Raw genomic sequence first — 23224 nt, forward strand, 5'->3', positions numbered from 1 at the left:
GTCAGGACGCTTCCTGGAGGCGCGGGTCGTCTCCGTCGGTGGCGGTCGCGTCGTCGGGGCCGTCGGTCGGGTACTGGGAGGGGGCCGGCGCCGCTTCGGACGTCGGGATGGTGTCGAGGAGGGCTGCGGCGGTCTGCGCCGCGGCCTTCGACGTCACGAGGAGGACGGTCACGCCCCGGAGGGCGACGTCGCGCACGACGGCGAACCAGTCCTCGACGGCGCCGCCGTGCCGCTCGGGCGAGGTGACCACGAGTCCGGCGACACCGTCGCGGAGCAGGGCGAGTTCGACGAGCAGGCGGATGCGGACCTCGGTGGGGACGCGCTGGACGTGGGTGTCGGCGTACTGCGCCATACCGAGCGACTCGAGCACCGTGTCGACGTGCTCCCGCGACGGTCGCTGGCCGGCGTAGGCGAGTTCCTCGCGGACGATGCGTCGGCAGCTCATCACGGGGAAGGGCTCGGCGACGCCGGGGGTGTCGACGAGGGCGAACGCGCGGCGCACGGCTGCCGGGTCCTCGTGCCCGTCGACGAGCACGCGACCCAAGTCGGGTCGCATCCGGCCGCCGGCGACGAGCGACGCGAGCACCGGAGCCTGTTCGGTCTCGACGGCGACGATGCCCGGTCGGCCAGGTCCGGCCACCGCGGACACGGGGGGCAGCGCGGCGCCGGGCTCGTCGCCGATGCCGACGTGGTCCAGTTCGAGGGTGGTCATGCGGAGGGCTCCTCGGTGCTGGTCGGCGAGCTGGTGGTCGGCGACGCGGTGGTCGACGGCGTGGGTTCGGAGAGCAGGGCGGTCCGCCAGTCGATGCCGGTCACGCCGAGCGCCGACAGGACGACCATCCGACGTCCGGCGGCGTCGGAGGTGCCGGAGCGGGTCGCCTCGTCGAGCACGGCGATGCACGCGTCCTCGACGAGCCGGCCGAGTGCGTCCGGCGTGACGTCGTCGCGCATGGTCCCGTCCGCGATGCCGAGCGCACAGGCCTCGCGGACGCGGGCCCGCACCGGAGCGAACTCGGCCGCGACCGACTGGATGAAGGGTTCCCGGACGGCGACGGCCGCCATCGAACGGACGTGGGAGACCTCGGCCCAGAGTGCCACCGCGATCGATGCGATTCGCGTGGCGGGCGGGACGTCGACGAGGTCCGTGGTTGTCGGCATCGCGTTGGCGATCCGGGCGGCGCCGATGGTGACGACCTCGCGGACGAGGTCGTCACGGGAGGGGAAGTGTCCGTAGACCGCACGGCGCGACAGGCCGGCGGTGGCGGCGATCGTCTCGAGCGAGGCGTCCGGGTCGCGTTGGAGTTCCGTCTTCGCGGCCTCGATCAACGCCGCCCGGTTCTCCGCGGCGTCCCGCCGGGGGGCGCGAGTGGATGCAGCAGGCGAGGGCATGATCCCCATCGTAATAACCTGCACACACGTGTGCAACTTATCCACCGTGTACCCCCGAACGAGGGGCGGTCCTCCGAAGAGGGGACTAGGCGGCCTGAGAGGAACCGCATAGCTTCACAGGAATTCCACGAGAACCACGGACAGAGCCAGGAGTGCGCCCTTTGAACCGTGCAACACCGAACCAGAACCCGACACCACGCCGCCTCGCACGCGTCCTGACCGCCGGCATCGCCGCCGCGGCCCTGACGTGCGCCGGGCTCGCGGTCGGCGGCACCGCCGTCGCAGCTCCCGCAGGCGTGTCCATCCCCGAGCTGAAGCTCGCGCAGCCGCTGCGTGACGCGAAGCCCACCAAGACGGTCAGTGCATTCGTGCGCACGACCGGGAAGGGTGCGCTCGAGGTCGACGCGCAGGCGAAGGGCGGGGACCTATCCCGCTCGAAGTCCCCGTCGACGCAGGCGAAGCAGCGCGTCCAGTCGATCCAGTCGACCACCGCAGCCGTCCGAGCAGCCATCAAGAAGGCCGACTCCGGGTCGAAGGAGCTGTACTCGACCGAGTACACCGTCCCCGGGGTCGCGGTCGTCGCCGACGTCGATGCGCTCCAGCAGATCGCGAAGCGCTCCGACGTCGAGAGCATCATCCCGCTCACGCCGAAGAAGATCGTCGAGCCGACCGTCAACGCCGACGCGTCCGCCGCCCCCTCCGGCGTCGACCCGAGCACGGCGGGGGCGGGCGCCGACGGCGTCGCCCCGAAGAACGCCGCGAGCGACGTCTACACCCGCGCGCTCAACGCCTGGACCCAGACCGGACACACCGGCAAGGGCGTCAACGTCGCGGTGCTCGACACGGGCCTCGACTACACGCAGGCCGACTTCGGCGGCCCCGGCACGGCCGAGGCCTACGCCGCGGCACTCGCCTCGACGAGCGCACCGGCCGCCGGTTCGTACGACCCGCAGAAGTTCCTCGGCGGCTACGACTTCGCCGGACCGACCTACAACGCGGACCCCTCGAGCGCCGCCTACCAGCCGGTGCCCGCGCCGGACGACAACCCCATCGACGGCAAGGGCGGCGACCACGGCACCCACGTCTCAGGCACCGTCGCGGGCTACGGCCTCACCGCCGACAAGAAGACCTTCGACGGCGACTACACCAAGCTCACCGCCCAGCAGGTCCAGGACATGTGGGTCGGTCCGGGCACCGCGCCCGAGGCCGGGCTCTACGCGCTCAAGGTGTTCGGCGACGGGGGCGGTTCGACCGACCTCACCGGTGCCGCACTCGACTGGGTCGGCCAGGCGCTCACCCAGGGCAAGGACATCAACGTCCTCAACCTCTCCCTCGGCTCCGACTACGGTGCGCCGGACGACCCCGACAACGCGAAGATCGACGCCCTCACCGATCGCGGTGTCCTGCCGGTGATCGCCTCGGGCAACGCCGACGACTTCACCGACATCGGGGGATCCCCCGGGACCGCCGAGGGTGCGCTGACCGTCGCCGCGAGCGCCACCGGCCAGTCGCTCTTCGACGCCGTCGCCGCCACTGCCCCGAGCTCGGTCGCGAAGAACTGGCGTGCGCAGTACTCGCAGAACTACACCGGCACGCTGCCGGTCGAGGGCGACGTCGTCGTCCCGACCACGAACATCGACGGCTGCACCGCGTTCAGCGGAGCGGACGCCGCCGCGATCAAGGGCAAGGTCGTCTGGCTGAAGTGGACCGACGGTGCGCTCGAGTGCGGCTCGGGCGTGCGCTTCGGCAACGTCGCCGCCGCAGGCGGCGTCGGCGTGCTCCTCGCCGGCACGGTCAACACGTTCGACTCGGGCATCGCGGGGAACGCGACCATCCCGGGTGCCGAGCTGACCAAGGACAGCGTCACGGGCCTCCAGGCCGCCGCGAAGGCGGGGACCCTGCAGGTGCGCTTCGCGGACGAGCTCAAGGGCACCGAACTCGCGACAGACCCCGAGGCCGTGAACACCCTCGCGTCGTTCACCAGCCGTGGTGTCCACGGCTCGTTCGACGACATCGTCAAGCCGGACATCGCCGGACCCGGTGTCAACGTCATCTCCGCTGCCAACGGCACCGGTGACGGCCGCATGTCGATGAGCGGCACCTCGATGGCCACGCCGGACGTCGCGGGCATCGCGGCACTGACGTTCGAGTCGCACCCGAACTGGGCCGCGGACGACGTCAAGGCAGCGCTCATGAACACCGCGACGCACGACGTCAAGGACGGCAACACCTTCGCGACCCAGCTCCGTCAGGGCACCGGCCGCGTCGACGCCCTGCAGGCCGTGAACGCCGACACCACCGTGGTGAGCGCCGAGAACGGCAAGCTCGTGACGGCGTCGTTCGGTGTCGTCGAGGTGGCGAACAAGAACACCACCGACAAGCGGTCCCTGATCATCACGAACAAGGACTCGGTCGCCCACACCTACGACGTGGCCTACCAGTCGCGGGTCGCCCAGCCGGGAGTCACGTTCTCGCTGGACCAGTCCCGCGTCACGGTCCGTGCGGGTGGGCGCGCGGTGCTCACGCTGACGATGAAGGTCGCCGACCCGACGCAGCTGCGCCGAGTGATCGACCCGACGCAGGAGGCCGTGCAGCAGGGCTACCAGCGTGAGTTCGTCGCCGCGGCCACCGGCCTCGTGACCTTCACGCCGACCGACAAGACCCTCGAACCGCTCCGACTCGGCACCTACGCCGCGCCGAAGCCGGTCAGCGCGGTCAAGGGCGGCACGGCCACCTTCACGAAGACGCGCACCGCTGACGTCAAGCTCACCGGGCGGTCCGTCGACCAGGGCGGTCTGACCACCGGCTACCACGCCGTCGTCGCACCGTTCGTGCTCGGCGGCACTGACACGGCCGAGTCGTTCCCCGCCGGTTCCGCCGAGCAGTCGCTCCGTGCGGCGGACGTCCGTTCCTACGGCGCCAGCTACGACAAGGCCTCGGATGTGCTCGCGTTCGGCGTGCAGACCGAGGGCCCCGACGCCAACCCCGGCGCGGTGACCAACGTCGAGGTGTACATCGACGTGGACGGCGACGGCGTGGACGACTACCTCGTCTACGACGCCAAGTCCTCCGTCGTCGACGCGACGTTCGTCACGACGATCGACCTGCACGCGGGCGAGGACGACGACCCCGTGGTCGACGCCTACCCGCTGAACGCCGGTGCGCCCGGCCAGGACGTCAACACGTTCGACAGCGCCGTGAAGGTCCTGCCGGTCACGGCCGGTCTGATCGGTGCCACGGGCAAGGACGTCAGCTACCGCATCGTGACGGAGTCCGCCTACGCGACCGGTGTCACCGGTTCCTCGGTGGTCGACGAGACCCCTGCGGTGACCTTCGACCTCGGCAAGCCCGCGCTCACCTTCGCCCAGTCGGGCAAGGGCGGGACGCTCTTCGCGGACAAGGGGTCGCTCCAGGTGACGCGCGCCGGTGGGGTCACCGACGCGAAGGTCCTGCTCCTCCACCTCGGCAACGCGGTCGGGGACCAGGCGCAGACCGTCGCGACGAAGGTCGTCCCGAAGCTGTCGCTCAAGAAGGGCAGCGCCGTGACGATCAGCGGTGCCGCCAAGGTCGGCAAGACCCTGACGGCGAAGCACGGGACCTGGAACGCGTCGGGCGTGACCTACTCGTACCAGTGGTCCCGCGACGGCAAGCCCGTCCGGAACGCCACGGGCTCGACCTACAAGGCCGGTTCGGCCGACGTGGGGAAGAAGCTCACGGTGACCGTCGTCGCCAAGGCCAAGGGGTACGTGGACGGGTCTTCGACCTCGAAGCCGACCGCGAAGGTCGCGAAGAAGTAGCGCGATGGGGTCCGCCCGGAGTGCGCTGACGGGACAGGTAGTTAGACAAACTAGTTGTTTCGTGGAATGGTGATCACATGCGACAGCAGAGCGACATCAAGCAGCTCCGGGCGAACCCCACGGAGTGGCGTCGACGCGGTCTCACCCCGCCCGACGTGATCCAGGCGATGGTCGAGGAGCGGCTCCGCGAGCCGGGCCACAGTCAGCCGGTCGGGGATCCCGCGTACGCGGACTTCTTCCGCAGCTAGCTGCGAAGGCGGGCGCGATTCGGGCGCGACCGAGCAACGAACGGGAGGCACGGTGCCAGCTGGCACCGTGCCTCCCGTCCGTCTGTCCGGACGGTGGCGTGGAGGTGACCAGCCGATAGACTCGGGTGGACCACCGACCGAGCCGGTCGCGTGCGGTCCTCCGCCAACGTGAGGAGAACCAGATGCCCGCAGCAGTCATCATCGGCGCCCAGTGGGGCGACGAGGGCAAGGGGAAGGCCACCGACCTCCTCGGGTCCCGCATCGACTACGTCGTGAAGTTCAACGGGGGCAACAACGCCGGGCACACGGTCGTCGTCGGCGGCGAGAAGTACGCGCTGCACCTCCTGCCGTCCGGCATCCTCACGCCCGGGGTCACCCCCGTCATCGGCAACGGCGTGGTCGTCGACCTCGAGGTCCTCTTCCAGGAGCTCGACGCGCTGAAGGCCCGCGGCGTCGACGTCTCCCGGCTGCTCGTGTCGGCCAACGCCCACGTCATCACCCACTACCACCGCACCATCGACAAGGTGACCGAGCGGTTCCTCGGCAAGCGGCAGATCGGCACCACCGGCCGGGGTATCGGCCCCACCTACGCCGACAAGATCAACCGCGTCGGCATCCGCATCCAGGACATCTTCGACGAGAACATCCTGCGGCAGAAGGTCGAGGCTGCCCTCGACCAGAAGAACCACCTCCTCGTGAAGGTGTTCAACCGACGCGCGATCGACGCCGACGAGGTCGTCGAGTCGCTGCTCTCGTTCGCCGAGCGACTCCGTCCGATGGTCGCCGACACCGCACTCGAGATCCACCGGGCACTCGAGCGCGGCGACACCGTGCTCTTCGAGGCCGGCCAGGCCACCATGCTCGACGTCGACCACGGGACGTACCCGTTCGTGACGTCCTCCTCCGCGACCGCCGGCGGTGCCGCCACCGGCTCCGGCATCGGCCCGGGCAAGCTCGAACGCATCATCGGCATCGTCAAGGCGTACACGACCCGCGTCGGCGCCGGGCCCTTCCCGACCGAGCTGTTCGACGAGTCGGGGGAGTTCCTGCGCGCCAACGGCTTCGAGTTCGGCACCACCACCGGACGTCCGCGCCGCTGCGGCTGGTACGACGCCCCGATCGCCCGGTACACGGCGCGCATCAACGGCGTGACGGACTTCGTGCTCACCAAGCTCGACGTCCTCACCGGGCTGGACACCATCCCGGTCTGTGTGGCGTACGAGGTCGACGGCCAGCGCGTCGACGAGGTCCCCGTGAACCAGTCGGACTTCCACCACGCCAAGCCGATCTACGAGGAGTTCCCCGGCTGGACCGAGGACATCACCGGCGCCCGGTCGTTCGAGGACCTGCCACAGGCCGCGCAGGACTACGTGCTGGCCGTCGAGCGGATGTCCGGCGCCCGGATCTCGGCCATCGGCGTCGGCCCCGGCCGTGACGCGATCGTCGTCCGGCACGACCTCCTCGGCGCCGCAACGACCGCGTCCTGACGATGCGCGTCCTGTTCGTCTGCAGCGGCAACCTCTGCCGGTCTCCGCTCGGCGCACAGGTCCTCACCGCTCGGCTCGGCCGTGACGCCCCGGCGTTCACGGTCGAGTCGGCGGGCACCATCGCGCAGGACGGCGCCCCGATGGACGAGGCCGCTGCCGCGCAGTCGCGTCGGCTGGGCGGTTCGCCGGACGACCACCGTGCGCGGTACCTCACCCCCGCGATCGCCGGTGCCGCCGACCTCGTGCTCACCGCGGAGCGAGCGCATCGGGCCGCGGTGGTCTCCCTCGCTCCCCGTGCCACGAAGCGGGCGTTCACGATCGTGCAGTTCGCGCGGGTGCTCGGCGCGCTGGAGCCGGCCGACCTCTCCGGTGTCTCGACCGTGCCGGAACTCGTCGAGCGGGTGGCTCGGCTCCGGGGTTCGGTGCCGCCCCCGGTCGATCCCGCGGACGACGACGTCGACGACCCCTACCGTCGGTCGACGGCGACGCACGCCCGGGTGGCGGACGAGATCGGGGCCGCCGTGGCGACGATCGCGGACGCCCTGCGCGCGGTGCGCTGAGCGCTGCCTGCTGCCTGCTGCCTGCTGCCCGCGACTGGGTGCTGCCGAGTCTCGTGCTGAGCGACCAGTCTCGCGGCCGCGAGCGCGAACGTCGTCGCCCACCACGAGTCTCGTGGGCGTGCCGCCGAGTCTCGCGGCCGCGTCATCGGCGCTGTACCCCAGGAACCGGTTCATCCACGGAACGAGTACCCCGTCGGGGGACGTGTACCCCGAACTGTCGTCATCAGCCCCCGGAAACCCGGGCCTCGGCGATGGAGAGCATTGACGCAACCCGTGAATGCACGCGGGCGGGTGGCGTGTGGGCCGTGCTGTCTCGTAGCGTTCTGGTGTCAGCAGATGTACCCCGGAACGCGAAGGAGCACGACATGAGCACGACCGTCCAGACCGACACGCGAGCCGAGGTCACGCTCGACACCGACACCGTCGACACGATCGCGATCCTCGAGGCTGACGCTGCCGTCCACGGGCGTGCAAGCCGCGCCAAGCTCACCTGGACCCAGGAGGACGAGGACGAGTGGGTCGCCAACTACGGCGGCTACTTCGGGGGCTCGGTCGACAAGCGCGACGGCCGGTACGTCGCGTCGGACACGTTCGGCCTGGTCGTCGGCGACTTCGGATCGCTCGAGGAAGCCCAGGGCCGACTCGCCGACCAGCTGCACGTCATGCTCCCGGCCGTCATCCGGCCGGTCGCGTAGTGCCGGGCGACCATCCGCACCCGTCATCGGACGGGGCCACCGACAACAGCACACCGCACAGCACCACGGCGCACCGCGCCACCAGCACCAGGAGCACCACCATGAGCACCCCCGTCGCGTCCGGCCAGCACACCGAGGTGGACGTCGACACGGCGACCATCGAGCTCATCACCGGGATCGGCGACGGGATCGTCTCGCCCGAGGCGCCGGCCCGAGCGCACGTGGTGTGGTCCGAGGCGGACGCCGGACTCTGGGCAGCGAACTACGGCGGGTACTACGGGGGCGTCGTCGACCAGCAGGGTGCGCACTTCTTCGTGTCGGACACCTTCGGTCAGTACGTCGGAGACTTCCGGAGCCTCGAGGAGGCCCAGGACCGCCTCGCCGAACGGCTCCACGTGCTCCTGCCGGACGTCCGGCGGACGCTGGACTGATCTGCGTCCCACCCACCGACACACCACGAGAGACCCCGCCCGCGAGGCGGGGTCTTCGTCGTCGGCCCGACGATCGTCAGCCGACGGGGTCGATCAGGTGCGGTCCCTGGTTCCGGACGCTGTTCACGGTCCGTGCGACCTCGTACTGCTCGAGCCCGGCTGCGACCGCGAGCGACTCGTGGTCGAGCAGGGCGAGCAGGTCGTCCGTCCCGAGCTCGCCGTCGAGCCAGTCGTCGTAGCCGTCGGGCGTGAGGAACGCCGGCATCCGATCGTGTACCTCACCCGGGGCGACGTGGGCGTCCCGCGTGATGATCGCGAGCGACAGCCGCCACTTGTCCGGGTCGTCCTCGGGCTTCGTCGGGTCGGGCCAGGCGCTCACGACGCCCGCCATGGCGAGGGCGCCGCCGGGCTCGTGGACGAAGTGCGGCTCCTTGCCGTCCTCGCGCACGACCCACTCGTAGTAGCCCTGCGCGGGCACGATGCACCGGTTCGTCGCGAACGCCCGCTTGAACATGCCGCTCGTCGCGACGGTCTCGATGCGGGCGTTGATCGGCTTCGGGCGCTGCTTCTGGAAGTCCTTCGCCCAGCTCGGCACGAACCCCCAGCTGATCTGCGGGAGTTCCCTCTGCCCGTGCCGCTGTCGGACGGCGTACACGGGGTCGGTCGGGGCGACGTTCCAGCTCGGGGCCAGGCCAGCGCGGACCTCACCGGTGTCCTCGTCGACGTGTTCGGTGCGCGCGGCGAGCTCACCGACGAGTTCCGGGAGCAGGTCGGCGGTGGTGTCGGAGACGACGAACCTTCCACACATGCCGCCAGTCTGCCCGGGACCGCCGACAGGCGCCCGTGCCCGCGCGCCCACGCCCGCGCGCACCGCCCGCGCCGAGCGTCAGCCTCGCGCGCCCACCGTCTCCCGCGACCCTCCGCCGTCCGGCACACCCGCGAGCATCCGGTCCGCCGTCCGCAGCGACAGCGCCATGATCGTCAGCGCCGGGTTCGCGATCACGGCACTCGGGAACACCGAGTTGTCGCAGACCCAGAGGTTCGGCACGTCCCACGACCGGCCGTCCCGGTCCACGACGGACGACGAGGCGTCGGTCCCCATCCGGGCCGTGCCGATGGTGTGCGCGGTCCGCTCGAGCACGCGGACGTCGCGTCCACCGGCGGCCTCGACGATCGCGGTCATGGTCTTCACGGCGTGCCGCTCGATCGCGTCCTCGTTCTCGCCGGGGCTGAACGTGACCCGTGCCCGAGGCACCCCGTGGACGTCGAGCTCGTCGGTCAGCTCGAGGCGGTTCCCGTCGTACGGCAAGCACTCGGCGTTGATGCCGACCCCGGCCATCCGCGGGTAGTCCCGCATGGCGTCGACGAGCGCCTTCCCGCGCAGCCCGCCGCCCCGGACGAGCGTCGTCGCGAAGGTCAGCGGCTGCACGCCGAGGCTCTGGATGAGGTAGCCGCCCGCGAAGTCGGCGTCGGTCGGCCGCACGAAGTCCTCGGTGATGATCGACGACGGGTATCCGCGGTAGGACCGCATCGACTCGTCGAACGTCGCCCACACCTGCGTCGCCCCGTGTGCGGTGAAGTTCCGCCCGACCTGACCGCTGGAGTTCGCGAGCCCGGTGTGCAGCAGGAGTCGCGGCGTCTCGACCCCACCCGCTGCGAGGACGAGCGAGCGGCACCGCTGCCGGTGGTCCCGGCCGCCCTGGTGGTAGACGACCGCTTCGACACGGCCGAGTGCGTCGAGCTCGATGCCGTGCACGAACGCCTCCGGGCGGATCTCGGCACCGAACGCCACCGCTGCCGGCAGGTACGTGGTGTCCATCGACACCTTCGACCCGTTCCGGCAGCCCTGGTGACACGACCCGCACGAGACGCAGGCCTGACGGAGGCCGTGGTGTTCCTGGTGCCGGTCCTCGGTGGTGAGGCCGACGGGGGCGTCCGTCGCGGTGATGCCGAGCGCCGCGGTGCCGCGCATCATCATGTCCGAGGACGCGTTCCGCGCCGGCGGGCGCATGCGGTAGCGACGGGACGGGTCCCACGGGTAGTGCTCGGGTCCGGCGACGCCGACGTCGTGCTCGACCTGCTCGATGTACCCGGTCAGCTCGTCGTGGTCGATCGGCCAGTCCTCGCCCTTCCCGGTCTCGGTCCGGAGCTGCAGGTCGTGCCGGCTCGGCCTCGGCGTGAACGCGCCCCAGTGCAGCGTCGACCCGCCGACACCGGTGCCGCTGTTGTTCGGCCCGAACGCGGTCGGGGCGTCACCGCCGCTGATCCGCTCGTCCATCCAGTTGACGTCCGCGGGGGCCAGCACCTCGTCGGGGGTGTGGTCGCCCGGCTCGGTGTTCCGTCCGGCCTCGAGCGCGACGACCGAGAGCCCGCGTCGTGCGAGGGCCGCGGTGAGCGGTGCGCCGCCGGCCCCGGTCCCGACGACGACCACGTCGACGACATCGTCCTCGTCCCAGTGCCGCTGTCCGTCGAGTCTCATCGCGTCGCACCTGCTTCCGTCGTGTCCGTCCGGGGGACCGCAGACGGGGCCCCCGGTTCCCACGCCTCGCGCTGGCCGGCCCCGAGCAGCTGGAAGCCCTGCTTCCGCACCCCGTCGCCGCCGTTCGCGTAGCCGTCGTAGTCGATCGCCGCCATGGTCGCCGGGTGCGCGAGCCACTGCTTCGCCAGATCGACCGCCACATCCTCGGCCCAGGCGGACAGCTGCGCGACCGTCATCGGTCCGGCCGGCTCGTAGGAGCCGTCGTCGATCGCGGTGAGGACGGCAGCGAGCACGTCGCCGCCGACGGGCCCGTCGACCGGGCCACGCGAGACCGCCCCGCCGAGCTCGTCGAGCGCCGCCCGGTACGCCTCGACGTCCGTCGGCAAGCCGTCCGGCCGCCATCCGTCGCCGACGCCGTCCGCCAGCTGCGCGTCCACCCGGAGCGCGACGTCGACCGTCCGCTCGCCCGTCTGCGGCACCACCACCGCGGCGACGGCACGGAGGGTGTCGAGTTGCGCGCGGGACAGCGCCAGGGGGTCCGCGTCGGGGTCGTCCGCGAGCGCCCGGACCGCCAACGCACCACGGGTGGTCGCGCTCACCCGCGGGGAGGCGATCACCCGGGCGTGCTCCTCCGGCACGACCGGACCGTTGGCGGCGTGCCGCTCCCAGAACGCGCGGATGCGGTCGGCGACGTCGTCGGGCTGCTCCCAGGGCAGCAGGTGCGCGGCACCCGGAACGACCGCGAAGGTCCCGTTCGACCAGTGCGGCAGCACGAGTTCCTGCTGCGCCGTCGGTCCGAGGTCGCCGTCCTCGGCGCCGGCGAGCACGAGCGCGGGTACCGGGTTCGTGGTGTCGTCGGACCAGTCCTCGCGACTGCCCCGTTCGAGCCAGGCGCGCCAGGCCTCGGGGTCCGCGCGCTCGACGTCGTGCACGGCAGACCGCAGCCGGTCGGACGGCAGCGTCGTCGCGGTGTTCGCGTCGACGAACTCGCCCCCGTGGTCGGTGGTGATGTGTCCGGCGGCCGCCCAGTCGAGCATGGCCGCTCGGCGGTCTTCGCCCATCGGCTCGGGGGAGCGCGGCGACGCGGCGAGCAGCACGACACCACGGAGGCCGAACAGTCCGTTCGCGCCCGACACCGTCCGGTCCGCGACGATCGCCGCGACCTTCCCGCCCATCGAGTGCCCGACCAGCGCCCACTCCGTCACGCCGCTGCGGCCGATGGCCCGCTCGACCCGCTCGACCATGTCCTCGACGGTCGTGCCGGAGGACGCCGGGCTCGACCCGAAGCCGGGCAGGTCGATGCCGACGAGGTCGATCGTGTCCTCCAGCCGGTCGTGCAGCAACGCGAACTCCTCGGAACTCGAGCCGAGGGCGTGGAGGCAGAACGCGGTGGCGGGCATGCGTTCGTTCCTACGCGCCGCGCCATGTGGACACCGACCAGCCCTGTACCCCGCCCCTCGAACCGGGTGACATGGGGTAGGACATGAGGAGTGTTCCGACTCGGGTGCTCCGTCTTCCACCGCCACGCCGGCGACGTCTTCGACCGCGCCCGCGTCCGCCGAGCGGCGAGGATCGCGGGAGCGGCGACCGTCGTCAGCGTGGTCGCGCTCTCCGCCCTGGAGGCACGGTTCGGCTGGGCCGGCACCGGTCTCGTCCGCAGCGTGGTCGCGATCGCCCTCCTCGCGCTCGGGGTCGGGCTGCTGGTCTTCGGCTGCGTGCCGACCCGCCGCCCGCTCGACCCCGCCGCGACGATCAACGGCCGGCCGGTCCGCGTGGACCTGCGGTTCGCCGCCCGGCCGACGACGAAGCGGTACCTCCGTCGACGCGCCGTGCCCGTCGCGCCCGAGGACCGCGACGCCGTCCTCGCCGACACGATGCTGCTCCGCCGGGGACTCATCGCCCTGATCGGCCGAGCCGGCCCGCTCCTCGGCGGGGGTGTCGCCGCCGCGGTCGCCTGCGTCGTCGCGGGCTGGGCGCAGTGGTTCCCCCTGCTCTGGGTCGCGGGCTACGTGCTGTCGGCCCCCGGGTACCTCGCCGACCTCGGGCGGACCGAACGCGCTCGGCTCGCGGCACTCGACGCGCCGGAGCCCACGACGACCGACTGACGGGTCACTCCCCGGGCAGCGCGAGCTTGCTGCCGCTCGGACCTCCCGGACGACCGCGCTTCGGGGGCACCGGGGGCACCGGCGGGAGCGCGGACGCCTCGACGCGCAGCTGCTCCTGCCGCCCGAGCGTGCGGAACCCGATGACCCCGTACCCGCCGGCGATCAGGGGCCAGACCGGGGCGTACAGGAACACGGGGCCGTGCGCCGTCGAACCGGCGAGCCCGAGCACGACCGCCCCGAGCAACCCGAACACCCACGATCCGAGCAGGAAGGAGCTCTGCAGTGTCGTGCGGACGACCGGGTCGCGGTGCACCGCGATGCTCTGCAGCACGATGTCCCGGTGCTCCGGTGTGACCGCCGGAGGGTTGCGACCGTAGTAGCGAGCGACCGCCTCCTGCGTGCGCCAGCCGATCGCCGGCACCGGCGGGATCGCCCAGCCCTTCGGTCCGATGCGACAGAACACCATCGCGAACCCGCCGGCCGCGACCCCGAACAGCAGCGCCACGACCACGCCGACCACGGTGATCCCCTCGGTCAGCGCGGCGACGACGAGCAGCCCGACCGTCACCACCGGCGCGACGATCGACGCCACCACCACGAGGCGCCGCCGATCTCGGTCGGAGACGAGCTCGGGCAGCCGCGTGCGGAACACCTGCCAGCCCAGTCGGAACACCGCTCCTGCCTACACGCGCTACCGTCGTCCGGTGATCGCCGACACCGACCGCTGCCCCTGCCTGAGCGGCAACCCCTACGGCGAGTGCTGCGGCCCGCTGCACGCCGGTGCTCCCGCGCCCACCGCCGAACGGCTCATGCGCTCCCGGTTCACCGCCTTCGCGCTCGGGCTGCCGGAGTACCTGCTCGCGACCTGGCACCCGAGCACCCGGCCGGCGTCGCTCGACCTCGACGGCTCGCAGCGGTGGACCCGGCTCGACATCGTCGCCACCCGCGCCGGCGGGCCGTTCGACACCGCGGGCACCGTCGCGTTCCGGGCGTACTGGCGCGCGGAGGTCGAACGCGGCGTGCTCGAGGAGACGAGCGACTTCGTCCGCGAAGACGGTCGGTGGCTGTACGTCGACGGCGTGGTCAGCGCGGGCTGATCGACGGTTCCAGGCCGACCGCGGACCGCATCGCCCGACGCACCGCGGCCTCGTCGGGGAGCAGCTGGTCCTGGTCGCCGGTCAGGAAGAACCGGATCTGCCCGATCGCCTGCTCGGTCAGCATGTCGAGCCCGTTGAGCACCCGGCCGCCAGCGTCGGACCACCGGGTGGCGGCAGCGGTCGGCCACGGCTCGTACGCGACGTCGAACAGCACCGCGTCCGGGTCCGACGGCGTCAGGTCGAGGCCGTCCGCGGCGCCACCGGGGAGCGTCGAGAGGACGAACCCGTGGCGCGTCCCCGGGAGGTCCGTCAGCGGGTGCACCTCGAGCGACACCCCGAGCCGGACGGCGAGGTCGACGAGCCGCCGCGACTTCGCAGGATCGCGCAGGAACACCCGCACGAGGACGGCGCCGAGCCGGACCGCCGCGGTGACGGCGCTCGCCGCGGTCGCACCGCCGCCGAGGACGCTGGCCTCGCCCGGCAGGTGACCGAGCGCCTCGACCGGTCGGACGAGCCCCTCCACGTCGGTGTTCGCCCCCAGCCGCTCGACACGGTCACCGGCCGTGCGGAAGCGGACCGTGTTGGCGACCCCGAGCTCGTCGACCAGGGGGGTCGTGTGGTCGAGGAGCGGCAGCACCTCGCGCTTGAGCGGCATGGTCAGGCTCAGCCCGCGCCACTCCGGACCCAGCCCCGCGACGAACGCACCGAGCCCGCCGGACGCCACCTCGTGCCTCCCGTACGTGAAGGGCACCCCGAGCACGTCGTAGGCCGCTGCGTGGAGGGTGGGCGAGAGGGAGTGTGCGATGGGGGAGCCGAGCACCGCGAGGTGGGAGCGGGCCGGATCGGAGTACTGCACCCCGTCAGCGTACCCAGGCACACCGCCCGGATGACTTAGGGTAGCCTTACCTCTGTGACCCGCTCCTCTTCCCGACTCCGCCGCGCGCTCGCCGCCGCGGGCGCCGTCGTCGCAGCATCCCTCGTCCTGGCCGGCTGCGCGTCCGGCTCCGGCACCTCCACCGATGACACGTCGTCCTCCGCCAAGGCGGACGGCCAGTTCCCCGTCTCGATCACGACCGCGCTCGGCACGACCGAGATCAAGAGCGCGCCCGAGCGCGTCGTCGCCCTCGGCTGGGGTGACGCCGAGACGGCCCTCGAGCTCGGTGTGCAGCCGGTCGGCGCGAGCGACTGGCTCGGCTTCGGCGGCGACGGCGTCGGCCCGTGGCTGAAGGGCGCGTACACGAAGTCGCCGAAGATCATCCAGACGCTCGAGCCGAGCTACGAGGACATCATCAAGCTCAAGCCGGACGTCATCCTCGACGTCAAGAGCTCGGGCGACGCCGACCGCTACGCGAAGCTCTCGGCGATCGCGCCGACCGTCGCGGTGCCGAAGGGTGGTGCGAACTACCTCGCGACCACGGAGCAGCAGGTCGACATGATCGCGAAGGCGCTCGGCAAGGAGTCCGAGGGCAAGAAGCTGCTCTCCGGCCTCGACGACGCCTACGCCGCGGCCCGCAAGGCGCACCCGGAGTTCGAGGGGAAGACCGCCGTCGTCGGCTCGTACTCCTCGGAGGGGTTCGGTGCCTACGCCTCGTCGGACAGCCGGTCGCAGTTCATGGAGAACCTCGGCTTCACCATCCCGAAGGCCATCGACCAGCAGGCCGGCAAGCAGTTCGCGGTGAGCCTCTCCGACGAGAACCTCGACCTGCTCGACGCCGACCTGACGCTCATCCTGCCGATCTTCGTCGATGCGTCGGAGGCGTCCTCGAACAAGCTGTTCCAGAAGGTGCCGTCGGTCGAGGCCGGCCACGACATCGTGTTCGACGACAAGGACGTGTCCTCCGCGTTCTCGCTCGGCACCACGGCCGCGATCGAGTGGGCGCTCGACAAGCTGCCGTCGCAGTTCGCGGAGAAGCTCGGCTGAGACCTGGCCGCACGCACGACGCCCCCGCCGGGATCCGGCGGGGGCGTCGTGCGTGCAGGGGCGTCGTCGCGCTGGCGTGGCGCCGTCCTTGCGGGGGCGTGCCGTCCTGCGGGGGCGTGCCGTCCTGTAGGGGCGGTCAGGCGCCGAACGTCGACCCGAGCAGCGCGGACAGCAGCGCGAGGAACGGCAGCGTGCCCTGCGCCAACGCAGCGCGGAGGTACCGGCGACCGGACCCGAGCAGGACGACCGCGGCCCCGAGCATCGACGCGGTGGCGAAGACCGTGATCGGCCACCCGACCGCGCCGTTGCCCGCCGCGATCAGGACCACACCGAGGATCGCGCCGATCGCGAGGAAGAGGTTGTAGAAGCCCTGGTTGAACGCCATCGACCGGGTCGCGAGCGCGTCGGACTCGGTCTCGACGCTGAAGATGCGTCGGACGCGCGGGCTCGTCCAGGCGATCGACTCGAGGAAGAAGATGTACACGTGCACGAGTCCGGCGAGGACCGCGCACACGCTCGAGATCACGAGGAGAGCCGTCATGGCTCCCATTCTGGCAGCCTCGTAACCGACGTGGGTGCCGCCAGCCGCGGCCAGTAGGCTCGGTGCATGAGCGACGACCAGACGCCCGCGCACGACCAGGCTGCGGTCGCCGAACTGCAGAGCATCCGGCAGAGCATCGACAACATCGACGCCGCCGTCATCCACATGCTCGCCGAACGCTTCAAGTACACGCAGCGGGTCGGCTACCTCAAGGCCGCCGCAGGCATGCCCGCGGCCGACCCCGCTCGCGAGCAGGTGCAGGTGTCACGCTTGCGCGACCTCGCCGCCGAGTCGCACCTCGACCCGGCCTTCGCGGAGAAGTTCCTGAACTTCATCGTCGCCGAGGTCATCCACCACCACGAGCGCATCGCGGGCGGCGGCGAATGAGCGGCGATCTGCCCGACCTGCCCGACCTGCCCGACCTGCTCGTCGGCTCCTACACCGCGACGGGCGGTGGCACCGCGACCGGGATCTCCCTCGTCCACGACGGCGTCGCCCAGACCGTGGCCGTGATGGACGACCCGTCGTTCCTGGCCGTCTCCGGCGACCGGGTCTACGCCGTCTCCGAGACCGCCGACGGCAGCGTCTCGGCCTTCCGCCGGACCGCCGGTGGTCTGGAACACCTGTGGGACGCCACCGCCGGCGGCGACGCGCCCTGCCACGTCCGGGTGGACCCGTCGGGCGCCCTCGTCGTGGCGAACTACACCTCCGGCACCGTCACGGCCGTGTCCCTCGAGCGCGCCGAGTCGTACGCCGCCTCGGTGCTCGCCAGCGACGGCATGGTGGGAGCACACGGCACGGCCGACCGCATCGTCGTGCCCGAGTCCGCCGTGGCCACCGCGGTGCTCCCGGACGTCACCGGCCCGGTCGAGGACCGACAGGAGGGACCGCACGCCCACCAGTCGATCGCGACGCCGGACGGCACGGTCCTCGTGGCCGACCTCGGTGGCGACGCCCTGCACGAGTTCCGCGTGACCGCCGGACCCGCCGTCGAGTCGGTACGGGTGCACCACGTCGCGCCCGGCGTCGGCCCGCGGCACATGGCCTGGCACGACGGCGACCTCATCGTCGCGGGCGAGCTCGACGGTCGGGTGCACCGTCTCCGCCGTGACGACTCCGGTTCGTTCACGGTCGTGGCCTCCGCGCCGACCTTCGACGGTGCGGTCGGGGAGTCGCTGCTCAGTCACATCGAGGTCGACGACGACGGGCGCGTGGTCGTCGCGGTCCGCGGGCGGGACGTGATCGTGGTGCTCGACGCCTCGGGCGAGGGACTCACCCTGATCGGCACGGCCCCGGCAGGTGGCACGTGGCCGCGGCACTTCGCCCGCGTGCCGGGGTACCTACTCGTTGCGAACCAGATGTCGGACGCGATCGCGGTGCTGCCCGTCGGCGCCGACGGAGTGCCGGGTGAGGCAGTTGCGCAGATCGCGGTGGGCACGCCGGCCTGCATCGTCCCGGTCTGATCGCTCGTGCCGGGTCGCGTGCGCTGCGCGGCCGGGAGGCGCGGGTCGTGTCGGCGGGGTCGGCCAGACTGAGCGCATGGATGCGTCCTACACGATCGTCGCCGGTCCGCCACCGCTCGCCGACTACCTGCGGCTGCGCCGCGACTCCGGGCTGACGCCCAAGACGCCCGAGCAGGGGGCCGGTGCCATCGCCGGGAGCTGGACAGCCTGTCACGTCGTCGGTCCCGCGGGGGACGTCGTCGCGATGGGCCGGGCGATCGGCGACGGCGGCTGGTACTTCCACATCGCGGACATCGCCACCGACCCGGCGCACCAGCGGCACGGGATCGGCCGGGCGGTGGTGGAGTGGCTCGTCGCCGACATCCGCTCACGCGCTCCCGAGGGCGCGTACGTCACCCTCGTCGGGGACCCACCCGGGCAGCGGCTCTACCGGTCGCTCGGCTTCGAGGACGTCGCACCGAGTCTCGGGATGGCGCTGCCCGTCGACTGAGCGGCGGTGTGCCGACGGCCGACCCCGTCAGCGTTCGATGACGTTCTCGAACGGACGGTGTTCCACGAGCGCGGCCACCTGACGGCGCACCAGCTCGATCGAGCGCGGGACGCTGAGGTCGGTGTTGCCGCCGACGTGCGGCGTGAGGACGGTGTTCGGGGTCGTCCAGAGCGGGTGCCCGGCCGGGAGCGGCTCGGGATCGGTGACGTCGAGCGCGGCCGAGAGCCGGCCGGAGCGCACCTCGGCGACCAGGGCGTCGGTGTCGACGACCCTGCCGCGTGCGACGTTCACCACGAGGGCCCCGTCCGGCAGCGCCGCGAGGAGGGCGGCGTCCACCAGCCGTTCGGTCTCGTCGGTCAGCGGGGTGATCAGCACGAGCACGTCCGTCGCCGCCGCGAGCGCCGGGAGCTCGTCGAAGCCGTGCACCTGGCGGCCGTCCTGCTCGCGCGCGGTCCGGGCCACGACGGTGACCTCCGTGCGGAAGGCCTCGAACCGTGTCGCGATGGCGGAACCGATCGCCCCGTAGCCGACGACCGTCACCCGTCGATCGGCGAGGGACCGCGTGGTGCGGGCGTCCCACACGCCGTTCGCGCGGTCGGCCTGGAACGCCCCGAGCTCCCGGAGGCTCGTCAGTGCCAGGCCGACAGCGAGTTCGGCGGTCTCGTCGTCGTGGATCCCACGCCCGTTCGCGAGCAGGGCGTGCTCGGGGACGTGCGGGACGGCGTGCTCGTAGCCGGCGCTCGGGAGCTGCAGCAGCCGGAGGTTCGGCAGGTCGTGCACGAACTGCCAGCGGTGCCGACCGCCGAAGTAGAACGGCAGCAGGGCGATCGCGACCTCGTCCGGGCGGTCGAACGGCTGCTCGACGTCCCACACGGCGAGCTCGACGCCGTCGGGCACCGGGCCGAAGCGGTCGACGAGCTCCTGGAACGGCAGGGTGACGACGGGCATCAGGCGATGCCCGTCGTCACGCCGGCCGAGGCGGTCAGGAGTCGGCCCGCGGCGAGAACGACCCGTGGTCGTCGAGCGGACCCCGGCCGACGTAGCCCTCGGTGACGTCCTCGGTGATGACGTCACCGAACCGTGCCGGGAGCGTCGCGGCGTGCGTGCCGCGGAGCTCGTCGATCGTGGCCTCGAACGCGCCCTGGACCTCGAGCGAACCGCTCGTCGCGTCGGTCACGCCGATGCGGAGCACCGGGAACCCGCGACCCTCGCAGAGGCCCTGGAAGCGCACGTCGTCCTCGCGCCGGACGGTCACGATGACGCGGCCGGTCGACTCCGAGAACAGCGCGGTCGCCGTGTCGACGCCGTCACGGTCCTCGAGCTCGTCGAGGACGATCCGGGCGCCGATGCCGAAGCGCAGGACGGACTCGGCGAGGGACTGACCGAGGCCACCGTCCGCGAGGTCGTGTGCGCTCGTCAGGAGCTGCTCGCTCGCTGCCGCGTGCAGGAGGTCCGCCAGGGCCTTCTCCTGCTCCAGGTCGACCGCCGGCGGACGCCCGCCGAGGTGCCCGTGCACGGTGCCGGCCCACGCCGAGCCGTCGAGCTCGAGCGAGGTCGTGCCGAGCAGATACACGTTGTGGCCGTCGTCCTGCCAGCCGGACGGCACGCGGAGGGCGACGTCGTCGATGATGCCGAGCACGCCGACCACCGGCGTCGGGTGGATCGGGGTCGTGCCGGTCTGGTTGTAGAACGACACGTTGCCGCCGGTGACCGGGATGCCGAGCTCCATGCAGCCGTCCGCGAGGCCCTCGACGGCCTCGGAGAACTGCCACATGACCTCGGGGTTCTCCGGCGAACCGAAGTTGAGGCAGTCGGTGACCGCGGCCGGGACCGCACCCGTGACGGCCACGTTCCGGTAGGCCTCGGCCAGGGCGAGACGTGCGCCCTGCTTCGGGTCGAGTTGGCAGTACCGACCGTTGGCGTCGGTGGCGATCGTGACGCCGAGCCCGGTCTCCTCGTCGACGCGGATCATGCCGCCGTCGTCCGGGAAGGACAGCGCGGTGTTGCCGAGGACGTAGGTGTCGTACTGGTTCGTCACCCAGTTCTTCGACGCGAGGTTCGGCGAGCCGAGGAGCTGCAGGAACTGTGCCTTCAGCGCAGGACCGTCGGCCGGCCGGTCGAGCGAGGCAGCCGAGTCGGCCTGCAGCGCGTCGATCCAGGTCGGGTACGCGACCGGGCGGTCGTACACGGGGCCGTCGACCGCGACGGTGCGCGGGTCGACGTTGACGATCTCCTGGCCCTGCCAGTCGATGACGAGGCGGCCGGTACCGGTGACCTCGCCGAGGACGCTCGTCTCGACCTCCCACTTGCGGACGACGGCCAGGAACTCGTCGAGCTTCTCGGGGCGGACGACCGCCATCATGCGTTCCTGGCTCTCCGACATGAGGATCTCCTCTGCCGTGAGCGTGGGGTCGCGCAGCAGGACGTCGTCGAGCGAGATGTGCATGCCGCCGTCGCCGTTCGACGCGAGCTCGCTGGTCGCGCACGAGATGCCCGCGGCGCCGAGGTCCTGGATGCCCTCGACGAGCTCCTCCTGGAAGAGCTCGAGGCAGCACTCGATGAGGACCTTCTCGGCGAACGGGTCGCCGACCTGCACGGCCGGACGCTTGGTCGGGCCGCCCTCGGTGAAGGTGTCGGACGCGAGGATCGAGGCACCGCCGATGCCGTCGCCACCCGTGCGGGCACCGAAGAGCACGACCTTGTTGCCCGCGCCCGAGGCGTTCGCCAGGTGGAGGTCCTCGTGCCGCAGCACACCGACCGCGAGGGCGTTGACGAGCGGGTTGCCCTGGTACACCGGGTCGAAGTAGGTCTCGCCGCCGATGTTCGGCAGGCCCAGGCAGTTGCCGTAGAACGAGATGCCGCCGACGACGCCGTGCACGACGCGCTGCGTGTCCTCGTGCTCGATCGCACCGAAGCGGAGCTGGTCCATCACGGCGACCGGACGGGCCCCCATGGAGATGATGTCGCGGACGATGCCGCCCACGCCCGTCGCGGCACCCTGGTACGGCTCGACGTAGGACGGGTGGTTGTGGGACTCCACCTTGAAGGTGACGGCCCAGCCGTTGCCGATGTCGACCACGCCGGCGTTCTCACCCATGCCGACCATGAGGTTCTTCGTCATCTCCGGCGTGACCTTCTTGCCGAACTGCCGGAGGTAGTTCTTGCTCGACTTGTACGAGCAGTGCTCCGACCACATGACGGAGTACATGGCGAGCTCACCCGAGGTGGGGCGGCGGCCGAGGATCTCCTTGATGCGGGCGTACTCGTCGGCCTTGAGCCCGAGCGCCTCGTACGGCTGCTCCTTGTCGGGCGTCGCGGCGGCGTCCTGCACGGTGTCGGGCTTCGGGCGAACGGTATTCGTCACGGTGGTGTCGTTCCCTGTCACTGAGGTCGTGGGCGCTGGGGTCGTGGGCGCTGGAGTCGTGGCCGTCACTTGACGAGCGTCGACTCGATCACGGAGGTGAAGAAGGTGAGGCCGTCCGTGCCGGAGGCCATCGCCGCGGGGGTGTCCGGGCCGAAGCCGGGCTCCGTCGCGTGCTCGGGGTGCGGCATGAGGCCGACGACGTTGCCGCGCTCGTTCGAGACGCCCGCGATGTCGTCGATCGACCCGTTCGGGTTCACGCCCACGTAGCGGAACACGACCTGGCCGTTGTCCTCGATGCGCTTGATCTCGTCGGCGTCCGCAACGAAGCGTCCGTCGGCGTTCTTCAGCGGGATGGTGATCTCCTGCTGGGCGGTGAACCCGGAGGTCCACGCCGTGGCGCTGGTCTCGACGCGGAGCTTCTGGTCGCGCCGGATGAACTGCTGGTGCGCGTTGCGGGTGTGTGCTCCGGGCACCAGGCGGGCCTCGGCGAGCATCTGGAACCCGTTGCAGATGCCGAGCACGGGCACGCCCTTGCCGGCCGCGTCGATGACCTCGGCCATGATCGGGGCCTTCGCGGCGATCGCTCCGGCACGGAGGTAGTCGCCGTAGGAGAACCCGCCGGGGAGCACGATCGCGTCGACACCCTGGAGGTCGTGGTCGCCGTGCCAGAGCGCGACGGGGTCGGCTCCTGCCAGGCGGACCGCGCGCTGGGCGTCGCGGTCGTCGAGCGAGCCCGGGAACGTGATGACGCCGATGCGCATCCGCGTCACGCGTCCTGCACGGTGACGGAGACGACGTCCTCGATCACGGCGTTCGAGAAGACGTCGGCCGCGATCTCGCGGACCTCGGCGAGCTTGGCGTCGTCGACGGGGCCGTCGACGGCCACCTCGAAGCGCTTGCCGATGCGGACGTTGGTCAGGTCGGCCTTGCCGAGACGGGCGAGCGCGTTGCCCACCGCCTTGCCCTGCGGGTCGAGGATCTCGGCCTTGGGCATGACCTCGACGACGATCGTTGGCACGTGTTCACTCCAGCACTTCGGGGATGGGTGGGACGAGAACAGTCTAGGCGGCGGGCGCGGCGCGCCCGACCGGTTGTGGAGAACTCGTCCAAGGCGTATATTCCAAGTCGAATAGTCGCACTCGAACATCGGACTGGAG

The 23224-nt window shown here is 71.7% G+C and carries 24 protein-coding genes; 12 read left to right on the plus strand and 12 right to left on the minus strand.

Going from position 1 to position 23224, the window contains the following annotated elements; translation table 11 throughout:
- Position 1: 1 nt before the first annotated feature.
- Both ACRQ4C_RS03220 and ACRQ4C_RS03225 read right to left on the minus strand, forming a co-directional pair.
- Positions 2-712: a hypothetical protein gene (locus tag ACRQ4C_RS03220; protein ID WP_439690101.1), complete on the minus strand. Its 711-nt coding sequence runs from the start codon at positions 710-712 to the stop codon at positions 2-4.
- Positions 709-1389 (minus strand): TetR/AcrR family transcriptional regulator, encoded by a 681-nt coding sequence (locus ACRQ4C_RS03225; protein WP_439690102.1) that lies wholly within the window; start codon positions 1387-1389, stop codon positions 709-711. Before ACRQ4C_RS03225 ends, ACRQ4C_RS03220 begins: the two co-directional genes overlap by 4 nt.
- Before the next feature lie 161 nt (positions 1390-1550).
- Here ACRQ4C_RS03225 and ACRQ4C_RS03230 point away from each other — a divergent pair, with 161 nt between their 5' ends.
- The 6 genes from ACRQ4C_RS03230 to ACRQ4C_RS03255 all read left to right on the plus strand — a co-directional run bounded on the left by ACRQ4C_RS03230 (position 1551) and on the right by ACRQ4C_RS03255 (position 8607).
- Positions 1551-5186, plus strand: a complete 3636-nt coding sequence (locus ACRQ4C_RS03230) for a S8 family serine peptidase (protein ID WP_439690103.1) — start codon at positions 1551-1553, stop codon at positions 5184-5186.
- Positions 5187-5263: 77 nt separating this feature from the next.
- Positions 5264-5434: a hypothetical protein gene (locus ACRQ4C_RS03235; RefSeq protein WP_290132854.1), complete on the plus strand. Its 171-nt coding sequence runs from the start codon at positions 5264-5266 to the stop codon at positions 5432-5434.
- 182 nt (positions 5435-5616) lie between these two features.
- Positions 5617-6921 carry an adenylosuccinate synthase gene (locus ACRQ4C_RS03240; protein ID WP_439690104.1) on the plus strand — a complete coding sequence of 435 codons (1305 nt, stop codon included), beginning with the start codon at positions 5617-5619 and terminating at the stop codon, positions 6919-6921.
- A gap of 2 nt (positions 6922-6923) precedes the next feature.
- The gene (locus tag ACRQ4C_RS03245; protein ID WP_439690105.1) at positions 6924-7481 is read left to right on the plus strand and encodes a low molecular weight phosphatase family protein; all 558 of its coding nucleotides are present in this window, start codon (positions 6924-6926) and stop codon (positions 7479-7481) included.
- Positions 7482-7846: 365 nt separating this feature from the next.
- Positions 7847-8176 carry a hypothetical protein gene (locus ACRQ4C_RS03250; protein ID WP_290132850.1) on the plus strand — a complete coding sequence of 110 codons (330 nt, stop codon included), beginning with the start codon at positions 7847-7849 and terminating at the stop codon, positions 8174-8176.
- A 101-nt stretch (positions 8177-8277) separates the two neighbouring features.
- Positions 8278-8607, plus strand: a complete 330-nt coding sequence (locus ACRQ4C_RS03255; RefSeq protein ID WP_290132849.1) for a hypothetical protein — start codon at positions 8278-8280, stop codon at positions 8605-8607.
- Positions 8608-8683: 76 nt separating this feature from the next.
- On the opposite strand, the gene ACRQ4C_RS03260 is transcribed toward ACRQ4C_RS03255, so the two are convergent.
- From ACRQ4C_RS03260 to ACRQ4C_RS03270, 3 genes are all read right to left on the minus strand, one after another.
- Complete coding sequence (locus ACRQ4C_RS03260) at positions 8684-9415, minus strand: SOS response-associated peptidase (RefSeq protein ID WP_439690106.1); 732 nt, start codon at positions 9413-9415, stop codon at positions 8684-8686.
- A gap of 78 nt (positions 9416-9493) precedes the next feature.
- On the minus strand, positions 9494-11086 hold the full coding sequence (locus ACRQ4C_RS03265; protein WP_439690107.1) for a GMC family oxidoreductase: 1593 nt from the start codon (positions 11084-11086) through the stop codon (positions 9494-9496).
- Positions 11083-12486 carry an alpha/beta fold hydrolase gene (locus tag ACRQ4C_RS03270; protein ID WP_439690108.1) on the minus strand — a complete coding sequence of 468 codons (1404 nt, stop codon included), beginning with the start codon at positions 12484-12486 and terminating at the stop codon, positions 11083-11085. Before ACRQ4C_RS03270 ends, ACRQ4C_RS03265 begins: the two co-directional genes overlap by 4 nt.
- A 90-nt stretch (positions 12487-12576) precedes the next feature.
- Between ACRQ4C_RS03270 and ACRQ4C_RS03275 the strand changes: the two genes are divergently transcribed.
- On the plus strand, positions 12577-13191 hold the full coding sequence (locus ACRQ4C_RS03275; RefSeq protein WP_439690109.1) for a hypothetical protein: 615 nt from the start codon (positions 12577-12579) through the stop codon (positions 13189-13191).
- 4 nt (positions 13192-13195) lie between these two features.
- Here the strand turns inward: ACRQ4C_RS03275 and ACRQ4C_RS03280 are convergent, their stop codons facing one another.
- A complete protein-coding gene (locus tag ACRQ4C_RS03280; protein ID WP_439690110.1) occupies positions 13196-13864 on the minus strand; it encodes a hypothetical protein in 669 nt (222 codons plus the stop codon).
- A gap of 31 nt (positions 13865-13895) precedes the next feature.
- On the opposite strand from ACRQ4C_RS03280, the gene ACRQ4C_RS03285 reads away from it, so the two are divergent.
- On the plus strand, positions 13896-14288 hold the full coding sequence (locus ACRQ4C_RS03285) for a YchJ family protein (RefSeq protein ID WP_290132843.1): 393 nt from the start codon (positions 13896-13898) through the stop codon (positions 14286-14288).
- Here ACRQ4C_RS03285 and ACRQ4C_RS03290 read toward each other — a convergent pair.
- The gene (locus ACRQ4C_RS03290) at positions 14275-15144 is read right to left on the minus strand and encodes a shikimate dehydrogenase family protein (RefSeq protein ID WP_290132842.1); all 870 of its coding nucleotides are present in this window, start codon (positions 15142-15144) and stop codon (positions 14275-14277) included. The genes ACRQ4C_RS03285 and ACRQ4C_RS03290 overlap by 14 nt on opposite strands.
- Before the next feature lie 54 nt (positions 15145-15198).
- Between ACRQ4C_RS03290 and ACRQ4C_RS03295 the strand changes: the two genes are divergently transcribed.
- Positions 15199-16209, plus strand: coding sequence for an iron-siderophore ABC transporter substrate-binding protein (locus tag ACRQ4C_RS03295; protein ID WP_290132841.1), 1011 nt, complete (start codon positions 15199-15201; stop codon positions 16207-16209).
- 136 nt (positions 16210-16345) lie between these two features.
- On the opposite strand, the gene ACRQ4C_RS03300 is transcribed toward ACRQ4C_RS03295, so the two are convergent.
- The gene (locus tag ACRQ4C_RS03300; protein WP_290132840.1) at positions 16346-16750 is read right to left on the minus strand and encodes a DUF1304 domain-containing protein; all 405 of its coding nucleotides are present in this window, start codon (positions 16748-16750) and stop codon (positions 16346-16348) included.
- Positions 16751-16816: 66 nt separating this feature from the next.
- Here ACRQ4C_RS03300 and ACRQ4C_RS03305 point away from each other — a divergent pair, with 66 nt between their 5' ends.
- The 3 genes from ACRQ4C_RS03305 to ACRQ4C_RS03315 all read left to right on the plus strand — a co-directional run bounded on the left by ACRQ4C_RS03305 (position 16817) and on the right by ACRQ4C_RS03315 (position 18703).
- Positions 16817-17137 (plus strand): chorismate mutase, encoded by a 321-nt coding sequence (locus tag ACRQ4C_RS03305; RefSeq protein WP_290132839.1) that lies wholly within the window; start codon positions 16817-16819, stop codon positions 17135-17137.
- Complete coding sequence (locus ACRQ4C_RS03310; protein ID WP_290132838.1) at positions 17134-18213, plus strand: lactonase family protein; 1080 nt, start codon at positions 17134-17136, stop codon at positions 18211-18213. The genes ACRQ4C_RS03305 and ACRQ4C_RS03310 overlap by 4 nt, the downstream gene beginning before the upstream one ends.
- A 76-nt stretch (positions 18214-18289) precedes the next feature.
- A complete protein-coding gene (locus ACRQ4C_RS03315) occupies positions 18290-18703 on the plus strand; it encodes a GNAT family N-acetyltransferase (protein ID WP_439690111.1) in 414 nt (137 codons plus the stop codon).
- 27 nt (positions 18704-18730) lie between these two features.
- Here the strand turns inward: ACRQ4C_RS03315 and ACRQ4C_RS03320 are convergent, their stop codons facing one another.
- From ACRQ4C_RS03320 to purS, 4 genes are all read right to left on the minus strand, one after another.
- Entirely contained in the window at positions 18731-19651 is a 921-nt protein-coding gene (locus ACRQ4C_RS03320) for an NAD(P)-dependent oxidoreductase (protein WP_439690112.1), read from the minus strand.
- Positions 19652-19685: 34 nt separating this feature from the next.
- The gene (gene purL, locus ACRQ4C_RS03325) at positions 19686-22067 is read right to left on the minus strand and encodes a phosphoribosylformylglycinamidine synthase subunit PurL (RefSeq protein WP_439690113.1); all 2382 of its coding nucleotides are present in this window, start codon (positions 22065-22067) and stop codon (positions 19686-19688) included.
- 65 nt (positions 22068-22132) lie between these two features.
- A complete protein-coding gene (gene purQ / locus ACRQ4C_RS03330; RefSeq protein WP_290134146.1) occupies positions 22133-22828 on the minus strand; it encodes a phosphoribosylformylglycinamidine synthase subunit PurQ in 696 nt (231 codons plus the stop codon).
- 5 nt (positions 22829-22833) lie between these two features.
- Positions 22834-23085, minus strand: coding sequence for a phosphoribosylformylglycinamidine synthase subunit PurS (gene purS, locus ACRQ4C_RS03335; protein WP_290132834.1), 252 nt, complete (start codon positions 23083-23085; stop codon positions 22834-22836).
- Positions 23086-23224 lie beyond the last annotated feature (139 nt).

The sequence above is a fragment of the Curtobacterium sp. SP.BCp genome, assembly GCF_051903255.1.
GTDB lineage: Bacteria > Actinomycetota > Actinomycetes > Actinomycetales > Microbacteriaceae > Curtobacterium.

Excerpts from the sequence above, each read along its gene's own strand:
- ACRQ4C_RS03220 (WP_439690101.1), bottom strand. The coding sequence starts at position 712 with ATGACCACCCTCGAACTGGACCACGTCGGCATCGGCGACGAGCCCGGC.
- ACRQ4C_RS03225 (WP_439690102.1), bottom strand. The coding sequence starts at position 1,389 with ATGCCCTCGCCTGCTGCATCCACTCGCGCCCCCCGGCGGGACGCCGCG.
- ACRQ4C_RS03235 (WP_290132854.1), top strand. The coding sequence starts at position 5,264 with ATGCGACAGCAGAGCGACATCAAGCAGCTCCGGGCGAACCCCACGGAG.
- ACRQ4C_RS03240 (WP_439690104.1), top strand. The coding sequence starts at position 5,617 with ATGCCCGCAGCAGTCATCATCGGCGCCCAGTGGGGCGACGAGGGCAAG.
- ACRQ4C_RS03245 (WP_439690105.1), top strand. The coding sequence starts at position 6,924 with ATGCGCGTCCTGTTCGTCTGCAGCGGCAACCTCTGCCGGTCTCCGCTC.
- ACRQ4C_RS03250 (WP_290132850.1), top strand. The coding sequence starts at position 7,847 with ATGAGCACGACCGTCCAGACCGACACGCGAGCCGAGGTCACGCTCGAC.
- ACRQ4C_RS03255 (WP_290132849.1), top strand. The coding sequence starts at position 8,278 with ATGAGCACCCCCGTCGCGTCCGGCCAGCACACCGAGGTGGACGTCGAC.
- ACRQ4C_RS03260 (WP_439690106.1), bottom strand. The coding sequence starts at position 9,415 with ATGTGTGGAAGGTTCGTCGTCTCCGACACCACCGCCGACCTGCTCCCG.
- ACRQ4C_RS03265 (WP_439690107.1), bottom strand. The coding sequence starts at position 11,086 with ATGAGACTCGACGGACAGCGGCACTGGGACGAGGACGATGTCGTCGAC.
- ACRQ4C_RS03270 (WP_439690108.1), bottom strand. The coding sequence starts at position 12,486 with ATGCCCGCCACCGCGTTCTGCCTCCACGCCCTCGGCTCGAGTTCCGAG.
- ACRQ4C_RS03300 (WP_290132840.1), bottom strand. The coding sequence starts at position 16,750 with ATGACGGCTCTCCTCGTGATCTCGAGCGTGTGCGCGGTCCTCGCCGGA.
- ACRQ4C_RS03305 (WP_290132839.1), top strand. The coding sequence starts at position 16,817 with ATGAGCGACGACCAGACGCCCGCGCACGACCAGGCTGCGGTCGCCGAA.
- ACRQ4C_RS03310 (WP_290132838.1), top strand. The coding sequence starts at position 17,134 with ATGAGCGGCGATCTGCCCGACCTGCCCGACCTGCCCGACCTGCTCGTC.
- ACRQ4C_RS03315 (WP_439690111.1), top strand. The coding sequence starts at position 18,290 with ATGGATGCGTCCTACACGATCGTCGCCGGTCCGCCACCGCTCGCCGAC.
- ACRQ4C_RS03320 (WP_439690112.1), bottom strand. The coding sequence starts at position 19,651 with ATGCCCGTCGTCACCCTGCCGTTCCAGGAGCTCGTCGACCGCTTCGGC.
- purQ (WP_290134146.1), bottom strand. The coding sequence starts at position 22,828 with ATGCGCATCGGCGTCATCACGTTCCCGGGCTCGCTCGACGACCGCGAC.